Source organism: Vibrio sp. T20, assembly GCF_007858795.1.
Taxonomy (GTDB): Bacteria; Pseudomonadota; Gammaproteobacteria; order Enterobacterales; family Vibrionaceae; genus Vibrio; species Vibrio satsumensis.
Map to the genome: position 1 here is coordinate 26,966 of NZ_VFEB01000138.1, position 15,853 is coordinate 42,818.

Annotated in this window: 13 protein-coding genes; 9 read left to right on the forward strand and 4 right to left on the reverse strand. The window is 41.0% G+C overall.

The genetic code is table 11. The features are described from left to right. The first annotated feature begins 425 nt into the window (after positions 1-425). The 4 genes from FTW16_RS15620 to FTW16_RS15635 are packed head-to-tail and all read left to right on the forward strand — an operon-like array spanning position 426 to position 5,235. Positions 426-1,451, forward strand: coding sequence for a nucleotidyltransferase (locus FTW16_RS15620; protein WP_102327846.1), 1,026 nt, complete (start codon positions 426-428; stop codon positions 1,449-1,451). Beyond that, positions 1,451-3,178 (forward strand): ThiF family adenylyltransferase, encoded by a 1,728-nt coding sequence (locus FTW16_RS15625; RefSeq protein ID WP_102350894.1) that lies wholly within the window; start codon positions 1,451-1,453, stop codon positions 3,176-3,178. Before FTW16_RS15620 ends, FTW16_RS15625 begins: the two co-directional genes overlap by 1 nt. Next, positions 3,165-3,650: a Mov34/MPN/PAD-1 family protein gene (locus tag FTW16_RS15630; protein ID WP_050622124.1), complete on the forward strand. Its 486-nt coding sequence runs from the start codon at positions 3,165-3,167 to the stop codon at positions 3,648-3,650. The genes FTW16_RS15625 and FTW16_RS15630 overlap by 14 nt, the downstream gene beginning before the upstream one ends. Continuing rightward, positions 3,643-5,235, forward strand: a complete 1,593-nt coding sequence (locus FTW16_RS15635; protein ID WP_050622123.1) for an SAVED domain-containing protein — start codon at positions 3,643-3,645, stop codon at positions 5,233-5,235. The genes FTW16_RS15630 and FTW16_RS15635 overlap by 8 nt, the downstream gene beginning before the upstream one ends. Positions 5,236-5,405: 170 nt before the next feature. Here the strand turns inward: FTW16_RS15635 and FTW16_RS15640 are convergent, their stop codons facing one another. Beyond that, on the reverse strand, positions 5,406-6,770 hold the full coding sequence (locus tag FTW16_RS15640; protein ID WP_050622122.1) for an SMODS domain-containing nucleotidyltransferase: 1,365 nt from the start codon (positions 6,768-6,770) through the stop codon (positions 5,406-5,408). A 3-nt stretch (positions 6,771-6,773) separates the two neighbouring features. Further along, complete coding sequence (locus FTW16_RS15645; RefSeq protein WP_133149065.1) at positions 6,774-7,886, reverse strand: SAVED domain-containing protein; 1,113 nt, start codon at positions 7,884-7,886, stop codon at positions 6,774-6,776. A gap of 400 nt (positions 7,887-8,286) precedes the next feature. On the opposite strand from FTW16_RS15645, the gene FTW16_RS15650 reads away from it, so the two are divergent. From FTW16_RS15650 to FTW16_RS24550, 5 genes are all read left to right on the forward strand, one after another. Beyond that, the gene (locus tag FTW16_RS15650) at positions 8,287-9,498 is read left to right on the forward strand and encodes a TniQ family protein (RefSeq protein WP_146491743.1); all 1,212 of its coding nucleotides are present in this window, start codon (positions 8,287-8,289) and stop codon (positions 9,496-9,498) included. Positions 9,499-9,500: 2 nt separating this feature from the next. Further along, entirely contained in the window at positions 9,501-11,588 is a 2,088-nt protein-coding gene (locus FTW16_RS15655; protein WP_146491744.1) for a type I-F CRISPR-associated protein Csy2, read from the forward strand. 6 nt (positions 11,589-11,594) lie between these two features. Continuing rightward, complete coding sequence (gene csy3 / locus FTW16_RS15660) at positions 11,595-12,626, forward strand: type I-F CRISPR-associated protein Csy3 (RefSeq protein ID WP_146491745.1); 1,032 nt, start codon at positions 11,595-11,597, stop codon at positions 12,624-12,626. 9 nt (positions 12,627-12,635) lie between these two features. Beyond that, entirely contained in the window at positions 12,636-13,274 is a 639-nt protein-coding gene (gene cas6f, locus FTW16_RS15665; RefSeq protein ID WP_146491746.1) for a type I-F CRISPR-associated endoribonuclease Cas6/Csy4, read from the forward strand. 324 nt (positions 13,275-13,598) lie between these two features. Next, the gene (locus tag FTW16_RS24550) at positions 13,599-13,751 is read left to right on the forward strand and encodes a hypothetical protein (protein WP_017108320.1); all 153 of its coding nucleotides are present in this window, start codon (positions 13,599-13,601) and stop codon (positions 13,749-13,751) included. A 752-nt stretch (positions 13,752-14,503) separates the two neighbouring features. Here the strand turns inward: FTW16_RS24550 and FTW16_RS15670 are convergent. Beyond that, a complete protein-coding gene (locus FTW16_RS15670; RefSeq protein ID WP_146491747.1) occupies positions 14,504-15,328 on the reverse strand; it encodes a class I SAM-dependent methyltransferase in 825 nt (274 codons plus the stop codon). Positions 15,329-15,339: 11 nt separating this feature from the next. Next, positions 15,340-15,852 carry a peptide deformylase gene (gene def / locus FTW16_RS15675; RefSeq protein ID WP_146491748.1) on the reverse strand — a complete coding sequence of 171 codons (513 nt, stop codon included), beginning with the start codon at positions 15,850-15,852 and terminating at the stop codon, positions 15,340-15,342. Position 15,853 lies beyond the last annotated feature (1 nt).

A 15,853-nucleotide genomic window follows, 5' to 3' on the forward strand; every position in this document is an offset into this window, starting at 1 on the left:
CGATACAAAATAACTCTTTACCTGCTCACTGCGAAATTCATTTTGATGCCACTCTTTTTTAAGTGTGAGGCGGCAGTTGCTTCATTGATGTTGTTGCTGATGGTACTGGTACTTTGCTTCTATTTTTCTTTTCTGAAGTGAGCAACTCGGTGAATCGTGACTTTGTTTCTTACAATGGGAGACCCTAGGTATATATTCAACCCCTTGAATTTGTTGTTTTGAACAGTGAGTGATTGCTTACATATTTTTTGGCTTGAGTTTTATCCATAAATAACAAAGGGATATTGCTTGCTTGTGTGTGACTTGAACACTATATTGTGTTTTTGCTAATCACAAGTTCCATATGTAGTGGTGTTCGTTGTTTTGGTAATAGTGGTAAGCAATGTTAGGGATTTTTAGGAACGTCTTCATATTGAGGAGGCTCAATGAGCATTCAAGCCAAATTTTTAAAATTTCACGACCAGATTAAGATAAGCCGTGAGGATAGTGCGTACAAGGACGCTAGAGAAAAGGATGACAGTATTTTAAAGGACGTTAAAAGTGCATTAAAAGACGAAGGTTATCCAGTCATTGAAAATTTTCTTCAAGGCTCCATGTCAACAGCCACTGGGGTTAAGAATCCTAAGGAAGACTTCGATATTGATAGAGCGGTAGTTATAGCGTTTGATGACTCACCAAGTGATCCAGTTGAAGTGAAAAAAATAGTACTAAAGGTATTAGAAGACAGAGGCTTTAAAAATGCCAAGATTAAAAAGCCATGTGTAACTGCTGATTATACAAGCAAAAATCTACATATCGACATCCCTATCTACCGGAAGGCGAATGATGCGTATGAGCTAGCCATCGGTAAGAAAAACTCTAGTGAAGAAAACAGGGAATGGTCAGGTTCAGATCCTAAAGGTCTTAAAGATTGGATCAACGACTCCTCAGACTACTATGGTTCGGCAAGCAAAAAACTTGAGCAATATAAGCGTCTCGTTAGATACCTTAAACGCTGGAGAGATAATAAATTCAGCTCGGCGGTTGCTAAGAAGATTTTTTCTATAGGTTTAACGGTGATGGCAAAAGAGCAATTCACCCCAAGCTTTGATGATAGTGGCAAAGCTAATGACCTGATTGCGTTGCGAGACACGGTTGACGCTATTATTAGAGGGACCTACTTTGGCTATCAAGGTAACGAAGAATATAAAGTAAAAGCATTTTTACCTAAGTCCCCTTGGAGAGATATTTTTGATGGAAGCAGTAAAAATACAGGTACTCAGTTTTATAACAAGCTGAAATCACTGAGAGATAATCTAGACAAAGCGATTGATGAAACAGACTTGGTCAAGCAGTGCGAGATTTTAAACAAAATCTTTGGTGATGATTTTGAAGTTCCAAGTAGTTCGTCCAACCTTAAAAAAGCTACATATGCAACATCTGGAGCAGCAGGTACGTCACAGGGGGCTTGATGATTTCGGTTGAAAAAGTTGCTGACTATTTAAACAGTAAAGGTTTTGATTGCAAGGTGATCAATTTTGACAAAATTGATGTTATTTCCGTCGAACTTGAAATTGAACATAAACAAATAGAGTTGATACACTTTCCAACATCAGAGATCACTCATTTACCTACATTTTTACTCATGAAACCAAGTGACGTAGGTCATTTGGCGCATGTTCTTAACATTAATATTCATGGAACCGAGTTTGGCAGCATCTGTGTTAATGATAGAGATTCTGTTTCAGTTAATTTTAACATGCCATTGCTGGCTATTGAGGAGTCTCTGAATCGCCATATCGCCATCTTGAAAAGAGCGATGACAGAGCACGATTGGAACAGAAAAGAGCTCTTACGAGAATTTAAGTCTTGCTGGTTAAATGTTTGTGATTTTGATGATAGACCTGTGCTTTTAACTAATGATAATGGCAAGTTAGAAGAGATCGATGTTTATAAACCAGTAAACAAACAAGCCTTTGGTGTTAGGTCTTACTATTTGGCGCAATCCAGAGATACTGATCTAGCAGCCGTAGCTAAGGTTTACTGGCAGGACAGTTCCGCACGAAGTTTAGCAGGTAAAGCCATTATCCTACCCTTAACGCAAATCGATCCTGCGCCACTCAAAAAAGAACATTTAGCAGCTTGGTACTTAGAGACTTTATCCAAACAAAGAACTGATGTTTTGGAAAAAGTGAGGGATAACTATGGTCGTTGGAAGACTCATGAGTACTGGGTTATCTTCAATGCTAATGTTCCGTCAGGAAGGAGTTGGTTTTGCTTGTCTTTCAAAAGCAAAACAAAACGCAAGCATTCATTACCGTTAACAGAGGAACAACTAGAGCACTGGAAGGTTAAAGCTGTACCTATAAGGCTGTTTAATAGAGAAGCAGTGTTGCCAAGAGGTGGCGCTAGTTTGGATTTAGAAACAAGCCGAGTTGCCTTGGTTGGAGCTGGTTCTGTTGGTAGCGAAATCGCTCATAAACTATCTGCTGCTGGTGTTCAAAATTTGGATATTTATGATGATGACATTTATCAGATAGATAACTTATATCGGCATATTTTACCTGAGGAGTATTTAAGTCTACACAAGTCTACAGGTCTCAGTTTTCACCTAGCTCGCCAGTTTTTATGGTCGAAGGCAACTCACTCAATCAAGAGATTACTGGACCTTAGAAACGCTCAATTGCTTAACTCTTATGACTTGATTGTTATAGCTATCGGCAGCCCGACCCATGAGCGGCTTTTTAAAGAGTATTTGTTAGAAACAGGCATAAAAGTTCCAGTAATTAATACTTGGCTTGAAGGTTTTGGGGTCGGTGGACATGCGACATTAGACATACCGGAAAGTACAGGTTGTTTACTGTGTGCTTATGTTTGTCCTGATACTTTGACTAGAGGACTTAGTTCAAATCTTAATTTTATCGAACCAAATCAAAATATCACCATCAACATGTCAGGCTGCGGTGAACAATTTATTTCTTATGGCGCTATATGCTCTGCACAAACGGCCTTAATTGCGAGTGACTTGGCTATTAAATTTCTTGAGGGGCAGATTGAAACCAGTTCAAAAGTTAGCTGGAAAGGTACTGATCATCATTCCAAAGCTCATGGAATAACACTTACAAACAGGTTTTATCAGTTTAATAGCTCATTAGAGATTAAGCCTCTGGTTCATGAGGATTGTGATGTCTGTAACTGATGAAGATATACTATTTTGGGGTTCAACTATTGAATTGAGAGTCAACAAGCAGGTCTATGAATGTTGGCTGGAACATCGTCAAATGAATCCTAAAGATACTGAGCATTTTGGGGTTTTGATTGGCTCACGGGTTGAAGGTGAAAGAAGTATTTGGATTGATAGGTGCACAACACCACAGAAAAAAGACATCAGTCAGCGATCATTCTTTGTAATGAAGGATACAACTCACCAACAAATAATAGATAAAGCATTCGAACAATCTAGTGGTGAACTCGGTTATATCGGTACTTGGCACACACATCCTCAAAATGCACCAGAGCCCTCAAGCATCGATTTAAATGACTGGGAACAATGTACGTTACGAAACCCCGATCGGCAACTAGTCTTTGTTATCGTGGGCAATAAGCAGGTGAATCTTTACATCAAAATTAACGGCGATTTAGAAGTAGCAACGAGGAAAATTGATGGGTAATAAAGCAGAACAGTTCTGTAACCAAGCAGCTAGCTCTCCATTAGATTCGGAGGATACCTTCCATAGCTTTGTCGACAATCTACGAAAGTTGGTTACTTGGGAGCAAGTTGGGGTTTTAACTGATGAAGGCAATCGAAATATTATTATTTTACTGATGCTTGGGGAGGAATTAACTGCCACATTGCGTCTTTGTTTGGAACCAAAACTTACGGCACTTTGCATAAAGAACCTGTCGAGTGAACAAAGAAATATCACTTACAGATGCATTCAAGGCTACACAATTACTAATGATGATCTTTTGCATTTGGAAAGCATTAAAAGCATTTGGTTGAAGGCAAATGCTCAGGGAGTCGAGTTAGCTCTGGATAAAGTAGAGTCATTGTTCGCCCGCTTTGAAAGCGAAAGGAAAGAAATAGGTCGTGGTCCAGACTTTACAAAAGCTACCAAAGAAACCGTTTGGCGGGATAGTTTCGGACGTTGTATGTTTGCCGGATGTGGGGAAAAGCTTGATTACGATGAGGTTTCTGGTATTACAGGCAACTATGCATATTTGGCTCACAATGTTGCATCGTCAGAGCAAGGAGCTCGAGGTATTGCGATGTTGTCAAAAGAGCTGTCAAATAATCCGAATAATGTATTGCTATTGTGCGATAAACATCACAGACTCATAGATAAAGTTGCCGCAAGTGATTACCCTGCTTCGGTGTTGTCTACAATGCGTTCAGAGTTTATTACAGTTGCTAATAATTTACTTGATGGTTTAAAGAATCAACCAATCCCTGTTTATGCTGTTTTGTGGCCTGTCAATTCTCAGACTGTTTCTCCCCCTTCTTACCTTCAAATCGCCAATAGCCTTTCTGTAATCAAAAAAAGGATGCACCAGCAGATCAATGTGTTAAGTAATAATGAAGAACTCTTAGCTGACTCTCCAGAAACATTTTGGAGTGTGATGCCACTAGTTATTAAAACTGCTGCTGATAAAATCATTCAACAAACCAAAGATTTTGGTTTCAATGCTGCGCTCTTTGGTTTTGGGCCAACTTCTGCGCTTATTGGTTTAGGGGCTAAAATCGGAAATAAAAATTCTGTTACTCCAATGCTCAGATTCAGAGAAAGCGGAAGTTGGTTATGGCCTGCATTAGAACCTATTGGTGAGTTCTATGAAATAGATGGGCTTGGTAATCTAGAAAGTGGTGATGATTTTATAATAAACGTAGCGCTAACCGCAGAGCCAGAAAGCTTAGTTGAAGCTTCTCAGTTAGTTTCTGAAACGACAGGAGCTCAAATTATTACAATTCGAGCGACAAAACCATTTATGGGGAATGGGGCTATACCGCACCCAGAGGATGGAAAGGCCTTTACTATGGCTCTTCAGGTATTGCTTCATGACCTAAAGTCTAAATATGGTGCACAAACTATTCATTTGTTCCCTTGTGCGTCAAATGCTGCATCTGTATTTATTGGGCAAGCATATGACACGCACCACCCTAAAGTTATAGTCTATGATTTTGACAGTGGAACTATGGTGCCAAGATTAAGCTTAGAAAACGAAAACCACAAATGTAGTGTATCGGTTGTGAAGTAAAGGTTAAGCAATGCGAAGACTAACAGTCTATAACTATTGTTGATAAAGTAGCTGCGATTAGAACAAGAAATACCTTTTGGGTAAATAAGTCCTCCTTTTGGGGCATATCAAGAAGAAAAAAGCCGATCCTTTATCGAGAGGGTTCGGCTTTTTGTAGATAAATAAGATAATTAACTGATGGAGATTATGATTTTCTCTGAGCGAGCAAGCAGCACATTATCATGGACTACAAAAGCTTCCACGAAATGGTCTCCTTTGTAAGATGTACTCTCTTCTCGAACTTGTTTACCTAATTCAAAGCCACCCCTTAATTGACCTTTTGCAGCAGCTTCTGCTCCGGTATTAGTTACTTGCCAATAAATCTCACACATTTCGTCTATGTTATTTATGATCTCAAAACGCAAATTATGCTTCTTGGGTATCAGTGAACCGAATTTAAGTTTATTCACGAAATGTTGAGAAAAATCTTGTTTGTATTTTACTTCAACATCTAAAGCAATCTCAGAACCGTCTGATTTCCAAGGGTGAGGAAGATAGTGTGAGGGTATAGACACAAATCGTTCGTTAAGAGCTTCAAGAGATACAGACTCTGATTTCTTGGTTTGGGTTGCTTTGACTGAAAAGAATTGATCACCAAATACTTTACGCCATTTTTCTATAGAGAGATTTTTATCTGTTTCTTCATAAGCTTCGTTGACCCAGCCTGTATACTTTGAAACGAATACTCTAAAATTCTGGAATTTGGTCTCGTTCCAGTGTCTTGTAAAATACTCGCCACTTTGTACTGGGTTCTCAATATCTGGCATACAAGAATGTTGTTGTAAGTCATGATCTAGTCTGTTTATTAGAGTTCTAAACGATGTAGGTAAGTCTTTGAAATCTTCAGAAAATAAATCATAGGAATCCATCACTTGTTTACCTAAAAGAGTGGTGAGAAGTATCGACTTACAGGAAAAAGTACATTTGATATCTCGTAAATACTTAAATAGTCGTATGGACTTTATAAGATTGTTGTTACCAGTAGTCTTATTCTTACCCGAGATCCAAGCTTTATACGCTTCAGGATCTGTAGATTCATATTCGTTTGTAGAACGGTTACAAATTGAATAAGTATAAAAATTCTCAAGCCAGCCTATAGTCTCTTCAACTATGCAAGGAACTAAATCGATATGCATATCATCTGCATAGTCAAGACTAATACAGCGAGTGTTATAGTGGACCTTATCTTTATATGTTGGGTGATTTTTAAAGACTTGGTAGATGTTGTGAATGTAGTCTTTCGGTCCCCATTCATCGTGTTGGTCAACAAAAATTACGACGTCTGCGTCAAATTCACGACCAGCAACAGGTTTAATAATAGTACGGTGACCGTAAGAACCTTGGGATGAATACTTTTTGTAAATACTACCGTATTGGCTTGAATCTTTGATTGCCTTCGTGACGGTAGGAACTGCCGTTTCAAGCTTGCTTAGTCTTGTCTGATTCAGGTTGACGACATCATTCAACAAGTGATTGAACGCTTTTATATGCTTCATGGATTATTGCTCTTCAAATTGGACAGGTGAGTTGCTAGCTGGGTCTAGTACTAGGCACCAAGGATAACTTTGAGAACTTTGTTCAAAGTGATGGATTTTTTTTATGAATTGAAAATGGTTTTGGTCGAACTCACCACCAAGTCTCATAATGAACGAAGCTTGACCCGTAATAGTTAAATGAATTTCTTTTAGGTTAGGAAAAGAGGGAATAGTTGAATTGATATAGTTTCTGATACTAGAGACAATTTCTACTTGGGCAACTTCAGAAAATAAGTTACCAACATCTTTGTTTTTTACCTCGAGCTTTGAAACAGCATCTAAGCCGACGTCATTCATAAAATTAACATGGTCATTACCAAATGATATCTCGATAGATAGTCCCCACTTAGTAACATCGCTTGCCTCTTGACCATCTTTAAAAGTAAGAGTGAATTCGTCTTTTAGGCGAACACCTCGATCTCTGGCATCACGTGTATCCACCCATCTACCTTTTTGGGGGCGACTCTTGTCTCTGTTCCAACAATAATAGTTTACAAGCCTACGATTTCCGACCAAGAAACCTAAGGTAAAACATTGTGGTATATGAGCTAGTGAACCCAAAGATAAAGGTTTCATTGGTTCGTGTGTGTTCATTGTAGACAGCTTCTTTAGCTTGAAATCACCTAAACGATCACATGACCGACTCAGCCAGTCAGTAGTTGGTTCTTGCGACTGTTGTTCCAAATAGAGCTCGTCATGTAGACCAGCTTGATCTATTGTCATTTCAAATTGATCGCATAATTTGGGTGCAGGGCTATTAGTCAGTGAGCGCAAGTCGATACTCTTAGCTCTTTTCGAGCTTGATGCTTCGCCTTTTATGCGTTCATAAATTTCGATACAACAGCCAACACAAAACATCAGAATCCCTATCATATAACCCAGATTCGTTAGCATGCTTGCAATCGATGAGCTGTAAGGGTCAATGACAATGTTTAAGTCCCCGTGGCTAATATTGATTACAAAAGATACACCGGCAGTAATCAGTACTAGCCTCAAAGAAGAGGTCATTAAATAGCGAGCAGAAGATAGCCGCTTTTGGCATATCACATACAAAAAATCTAAAAGTTGAAGAAACAAGAGACACTCCTACAAAACTAATTTATAAATTTAATCATTGTAAATTTTATGGATAATATCTCTTTTGAATAATTGAACATAGAATTATCTGTCAGCCTAATTTATTGATAAATAAATCAATTTACATAGTAATGTTAGATTATTAGATGTTATAGCTATGTCGACTTTACCCCGTGATACAACACGGGATTCACAACGAACAGCATTTGAAGAATGGGTAACTTTTAAGCTTACTTGGCCTAATACCGTCACTTTGATAGAAATAAGTATCTCTGAGCTAGAAAGTACCACTAGTAAAATTGATGATGTTTCATTATGGAAATCACTAAAGTTTATGGTTGCAATATACAAAATATCTCCGATACTAAAACTTAGAAATTCTAAGTTTTAGTGGTGGCATGTGAACACGGACATTCAACTTTACCCTAACGAATCGCTCGAAAGCTTCTTGTTGCGCTTATCGCATGAACAAGGCTACGAGCGATTTTCTCATTTCGCCGAAGACATCTGGTTCGACACCATGGATCAGCATGAGGCGATGGCTGGTGCTTTCCCTCTAGAGCTCAACCTAGTCAATATCTACCACGCTCAAACCACAAGCCAAATGCGAGTGCGGGTTCTTATCCACCTTGAGAACCAACTAAAGCTCAATAACTTTGGTGTACTGCGCCTAGCGTTATCGCATTCAAAAGCTCAATTCTCTCCGCAATATAAAGCCGTACATAGATTCGGTTCTGACTACCCTTATGCTTTTCTTCGTAAACGCTTCACGCCTATATGCCCTCTGTGTATTGACGAAGCTCCTTACATTCGACAGCAGTGGCAATTTATTTCTCACCAAGCTTGTGAGCACCATGGCTGTAAACTGATTCATCACTGTCCTGAGTGTAAGTCGAGACTTGAATATCAAAGTACCGAGGGTATTAGCCAATGTGAATGTGGTTTTGAACTTCGAAACTCGCCAGTCGAAGATGCGTCAGAGGCTGAGGTATTAGTTGCTCAATGGTTGTCAGGGAATGATTCAAAACCCTTGGGATTACTAAAGGGAGAAATGACGTTATCTGAGCGCTATGGTTTTTTACTTTGGTATATAAATCGCTATGGTGATATTGATGACCTCAGTTTCGAATCATTCATTGAATATTGTGGCGCTTGGCCAACGTCATTGTGGCAAGACCTCGATGCTTTGAAAGAGAAGGCAGAACTCGTTCGAGTCAAAGATTGGAAGAAGGTATTTTTCAATGAAGCCTTTGGTGCTCTGCTTAAAGGTTGCCGTCAGTTACCCAGTCGGCAGCTGAGCCAAAATATCGTACTTACTCAGGTGTTAGCTTACTTTACAAAGCTAGTGGCAACAGTGCCTTCAAGCGCTAAAGGAAATATCGGTGATGTACTGCTCAGCCCCTTAGAAGCTTCCACATTGCTCTCTTGTACAACGGATGAAGTGTATCGGCTGTATGAGTTTGGTGAGATTAAAGCCGCGATCAGGCCGCGAATGCATACAAAGATAGCGAGTCATGAATCGGCGTTTACTTTAAGAAGTGTCATCGAAACAAAGTTGACTCGAATGAGCTCTGAAAGTGATGGTTTAAGTGTGTATCTACCTGAGTGGTAATTATGACGAAATTAAGTGACTTATTAACAATTGAAGACGAAGCAGTAAAGCAGTCTGCTTTAAAGAAGATGTTCATGCCCTATACGGAAGATGTCTGTGTTGATGGGTGTGAAAAAGAAGCGCTAACGATCTTGCTCAATCTCAGTTCAAGCCATCAATCAGATAGATGCTTGGATTGGTTGGATGTTGCCCGAGCTAAAAGGCATTTAAAAGCGGCTGAGAACCTAGAGGCGTCCCTTGGTGAAATCAAATGGTTCCATACTCATAATCTCAAGTTTCCAGACTGCCGAGTTAAAGATCAGCGGATAATTGCACAGCCTCTTGCTACAACCGAGGCGTTTATCTCAAGCTCAGTATTAGAACAACGTTTGGGGTGGGCGCATAACTCTGCGGTGTATCGCCATACATTGTGGTTATTGAATCCTTTTCGTTGGCAATCACAGTCCGTGAGTCTTCTTTTACTTATTCAGCAAGAAACCCCTGTTTGGCTCGATCTGCTTAAAGAGTTTGGTTTGGGTGTTAAGTCACTTACTCGCTTACAAAATACACTGGCAGAAGAGCTCCCTGAGAATAGTTTTCCCGACAGTGTCAGTACTTACAGCAAGCAACTACGGTTTCCATGGGAGGATGATTATGTCTCGGTGACCCCTGTGGTCAGTCATGCTATTCAGAGCGAGTTAGAGGTGAGATCGAGAAGTCGAGAAAGTAAGCTCAGCTTTGTGTCTTCGTCATTGCCAAACTCGGCAAGTATCGGGAATCTGTGTGGCAGTTTAGGTGGGCATATGAAAGTCCTTAACTACCCGCTAGACGTCAAACTAGCGCAGGGTGGGACGTTAACTGAAAGTCGCAAAAAGAGTGGTCACTACTTTGATGACTATCAGGTAACTAACGTTAAAATCTGTCAGGTGTTAAATCATCTAATTGGTTCAGAGCCATCAAAAACACAGAAGCAAAGGGAGATCGCTCGTAAGGTTAGAAGTAAGATATTGCGAAAGCAGATAGCCCTGTGGATGCTTCCATTAATTGAGTTAAGAGATATCGTTGATGCTGACCCTAATCAACAGCAATTGGAACATGATGACACTTTGGCTCAAGCCTTTTTGACCCAACCAGAATCGGATTTGGGCTCTTTAGCTAGTGAGTTTAACCGTTGCTTACATCTCGCGTTTCAGAATAACAAGTATGCCGCCAAGTTTGCCTATCATCCTAAGCTAATGCAGGTCGTCAAAGCCCAAATCGTATGGATACTTGAACAGCTCAGTAAACCAAATGGCAATGAAGATAAGGTAACGTGTGAGCAGTATATCTATTTGTCATCAATGAGAGTGCAAGATGCGGTCGCAATGAGTAGCTCATACCTGTGTGGTGCTCCTTCTTTGACGGCTATTTGGGGGTTCATGCACCATTACCAAAGAGAGTTTAATAAGCTAGTTAATTGTGATTCCTCGTTTGAGTTTTCGAGTTTCTCTTTTTATGTTCGAAGCGAGAAGATTCAACCGACAGCGAAGCTTACCGAACCCAACTCAGTCGCGAAAGCGCGAACGGTTTCGAACGCTAAGCGACCAACCATTCGTAGTGAACGATTGGCGGACCTAGAAATAGACTTAGTTATCAGAGTCCATAGCGACAGCCGAATTTCAGATTTTAAGTCCGCGCTTAAAACGGCACTTCCAGTCGCTTTCGCCGGAGGGGCATTATACCAACCACAGCTATCGACGCAGATTGAGTGGCTAAGGACATTTACCAGCAGGAGCGAGCTTTTCTATGCCATAAAAGGGTTACCAGCATACGGGCGATGGTTATATCCAAGTGAAAATCAGCCGAGTGATTTTGATGAGCTAGAGCGTTTAATAACGAAAGACGCTGATAATTTGCCAGCTTCCATCGGCTACCATTTGTTAGAGCGTCCAGCTAAACGGGACAACTCAATCACCAGTTGTCACGCTTATGCAGAGAATGTGATAGGGCTTGCTCAGCGAGTAAACCCGATAGAAGTGCGCTTTAGTGGAAGAGATCACTTTTTAAACCACGCCTTTTGGTCGATAGAATGCAGTAGCGAAACTATTCTTATAAAAAACTATAGGGATTAATCGTTTATGGAACTTTGCACTCAGCTGAACTACGTTCGATCACTCTCTGCTGGCAAAGCATATTTCTACTATCTATCTAAAAGTGGTGAGATGTGTCCCCTTGAAGTTGATAGAACTAGGTTGCGCGCACCAAAAGGTGGTTATGCAGAAGCGTATAAAGGGGGCAAGTTCGTAGCAAAGAATGTTGCTCCACAAGATTTAGCTCACTCCAATCCTCAGTTCATCGAAGAGTGTTACGTAAAGCCAGGTGTCGATGATATCTACTGTGCATTCCCGCTTCGAATTCGAGCCAATTCTCTAACCCCTGATATCTGTAGTGACGATGAAGTGCGCAGTAAACTTTCGTTACTGGCTAATACTTATAAAGAGCTCAATGGGTATCAGGAGCTCGCTCATCGATACGCGAAGAATATACTGCTTGGCCGTTGGCTTTGGAGAAACAGGGAGTGTCGAAAGCTGTCGATAGAAGTGACCACCAGTGATTCAGAAACCTTGATTGTAGAAAACGCAACAAAGCTTTCTTGGTATGGTCATTGGGATGAGGCTTCAGCAGAATGCCTAGAAAAGCTCACCGCCTATTTGATGCGAGCCCTTTCCGATCCGACCGAATATTTCTATATGGATGTCAAAGCTAAAATCGGAGTTGGTTGGGGAGATGAGGTTTACCCAAGCCAAGAGTTTTTAGATAGCCGAGAAGATGGTGTTCCTACTAAGCAGTTAGCTACCGTCGAACTATTGAACGGAAAGGAAACTGTTGCATTTCATGGTCAAAAAATTGGTGCAGCGTTGCAATCGATTGACGATTGGTGGCATGAAAACGCAGATAAACCATTAAGAGTGAACGAATATGGGGCAGATCGAGAATACGTTATAGCAAGGCGACACGTGTCCCATGGAAATGATTTCTATCAACTGCTCAGAAATACAGAGAACTGGATTGAAAGTATGACAGCTTCTCAAGTCATCCCAAATGATGTGCACTTCATCATGTCTGTCTTGATCAAAGGCGGCCTATTCAATTGTTCTAAAGCGAAGTAAGGGATAGATATGACTAAGCGTTACTATTTCTTAATACGTTACATGCCTGCACAAGCCGACCATGAATTATTGGCAGGACGGTGTATATCCCAAATGCACTTGTTTATGGTCAATAACCGACAAGCCATCAATAAAATAGGTGTGAGCTTTCCCGACTGGAGTGATGTTACGGTTGGTCAAACCATAGCTTTTGTTGCCGAAGATAAAGAGATCATGGTTGGACTCTCTTTTCAGCCCTATTTCTCTGTGATGGTGAATGAAGGTTTGTTTGAGATTTCTAGTGTTTGTGAGGTGCCAGACACTGCGATAGAGGTGAGGTTTACCCGTAACCAAACGATTGGAAAAAGCTTTTTAGGCTCTAAGAAACGCCGAATCAAACGCAGTATGGCGAGAGCCGAACAATCTGGTGCTGAACCATCGTTACCAGTCACTAATGAAGAGCGGGTCATCGATAGTTTTCATCGAATACCAATCTCCAGCGCTTCATCTGGGGAAGGTTATATGTTGTTTGTACAAAAGGAGTTTGTCGGTGAGCGCGGTGCAGCAAACTTTAATAGCTATGGTTTAGCCACCAATCAAGAAAGAAAAGGCACGGTACCTGAGTTACGTGTTTGCCCCTTTTTTGACAGCCCTTTTTTAGAGATTTAAAAACAAGGACTTACAGAAGTAAGAAGAAAAAGGGTATTTTATGGATTTGCGATGTAAACCCGTGGAATTAACAGCTTAGCGACTATAGTTAACAGTGTCCTGCCGCATAGGCAGCTAAGAAAATAGCAAACTCATCAAGCGGCACTTTGATGCTGTGTCCTGCCGCATAGGCAGCTAAGAATAGGCCAGGAAGAAAGCAACCTGCCTGCTGAACAAGCAGTTAAGAATCAAAACCATCATGTTTAGGCTTGATGGTTTTTTGTTGGGCATGTTGATATTAAACTGTTAAGACAAAATTTTTCCAAGTAGTAAAGTGAGTATGAGATGAGTGATGTTTTGAATATGGTGCATGAGACAGTAAACGACTTATACGAAAGTGGTGCTGTAGATCAAGCAACGTTAAACCAGGTTGAGAAGATATGTTTAACCGTAGCCGATGATGATGGTGGAGATCAGGAAAGTAAAGAAAGCTCTTAGTTATCGAATTTTGACAAGCGCCTTCGGTAATTAAGCGCTTGATGATCACAATACTAGCTTGATCTCAGCTAGCGCATTTTTGCCCCAAAATGTGTTTCAGCAATTAAAACTTACATTATTTTTGTTTGTTTTTTGTTCACACCTTGAAAGGTCCCGATGTTGCCCACAGATCGTGAATGAGGAATAACCTCGATAAAATTAAGGATATAGTCATGGGTTTGAAACCGGGTCCAAAACCAATCGCTAAATCGACAGGAAAGCCAGATCAACGTCGACGTGACAATAAAAAAACTCCAGGAAATACTCCAGGGTTAAAACCTAGTAAATCCTCAAAATGAGGAAAAGGTTACTTATCACAGTAACTTGATCTCCAATGCTGAGCCGGAACTAGTTGTGCTGGCTCTTCCTAGCTCTAAAATGCCCCATTATTAGTTTCGCTCAACAAGCTCGTGTTCGTAAACAGCGGTAATTTACCCAAACTGAGCTTATGTTAGGATTACTATAGTTATGCAGCATTTGTGAATTTCTTTGTTGAGTGTGGTGAAGTTACTTCAGGATAAAAACATCTTAGCCCCACTACTCTGAACGTTAATTAGATGGAACGCCCCACACCAACGCTAAAAATAGTGATGTAGAGGAACATTTCAAGATGCTGTTATTTAGTTATTGATATATATCGGGAAGACTATCTTACATCCTCCCCCCGTCGCCAGTGGTGAGAGGGGAGGGGGACGCAGATTGCAATACTGAAATTAGTAAGGCATCAAAGCGGTTTCGATCAAAAAGAAGTGCTGTGTCAGTTCGCCTTTCTCCAATTCGTGACAGATTTTGCGGGCTGGGAGAAAACCATTATTCTCAAGCAGATCATCAAGGCGATCTAAACAGTAGCCCCAAAAGAGTCCTTCAAACACTTGAATCTGAGTATTGTCGTCGATGATTAGGTTTCTGTCGATCAACTTGCCTTCATCTTCATGCCATATTCTGCGACAGAGTTGATAGTGTGGGTTATCACTCAACAATCCGCCCTCATGCATATATGTCCAGGTTCCGTCGCCAGCCACTAGGCTTTTCATGAACGCCAGATCCATTAGCTCAATCACCAGTTTACCCTCGGGCTTTAGGTTGCTTCTGAGCTGCGCAAGTAAGCCGTCCAGATCCTTAAGATTATTGGCAATACCAAACAGCATCAGCACCAAGTCAAACTGGGTATCCAGTTTGAACTGGTTGAGGTCCGCGACCTGATAGTGTTCATAATGACTGGCTTGCTGTTGCGCATAGTGAATCGCCGCTGGAGAAATGTCGAATCCCGTACAGTGCACCTGTCGGTTTGCCAGCATCGAGGTATACAAACCCGGACCGCAGGCAAGATCCAAGACCTTATCGCCGGGTCTGAGATAGCGCTGGTAAAGAAAATCAACCTGCCGCTCGATTTCATCGAGTTTACGGCTGGCAAATTCACTGTTTTGATCCAAATGCTCTTTGAGCATACGTTCGCTAAAGGCCGGGTTACCAAAGTCCATCAGTAAGTGCGGGCACTCTTCTTGGCGGAGGAAGTCATTCAATAATTGCTTATTCATTGTGAGTACTCTTAAGCCGCCGTGACTTTAGCCCGTTGGAATTTCTTAATCTTCTTCATCGCCATCTTGCGTTTGAGCGGAGACAGGTAGTCGATGAAGATTTTGCCATGTAAGTGGTCGATTTCGTGTTGCATGACAATCGCCAGATAGTCATCGTCTTCGATGATAAATGCTTCTCCCTGGCGATTTAATGCTTGCACCTTGACTCGCTGGTGGCGTTGTACCTTGGCATACACACCAGGGACGGACAGGCACCCTTCTTCACTGTCAATCATTCCCTCATGCTCGATGATCTGAGGATTAATCATGATCAGTGGCTGATCACGACTTGCTGAGATATCAATAATAAGTACGGCTTCGCTGTGGCCAACTTGAGCGGCCGCAAGTCCAATACCATTATCGGTATCGTAAAGGGTGTCTAACATATCGTCGATCAATGTTTGCACGGTGCTGACGTCGTCAACGCTCTGATAGGTCACACGAAGTCTGTCATCTGGCACTTCGATAATAGGTCTGATAGCCATT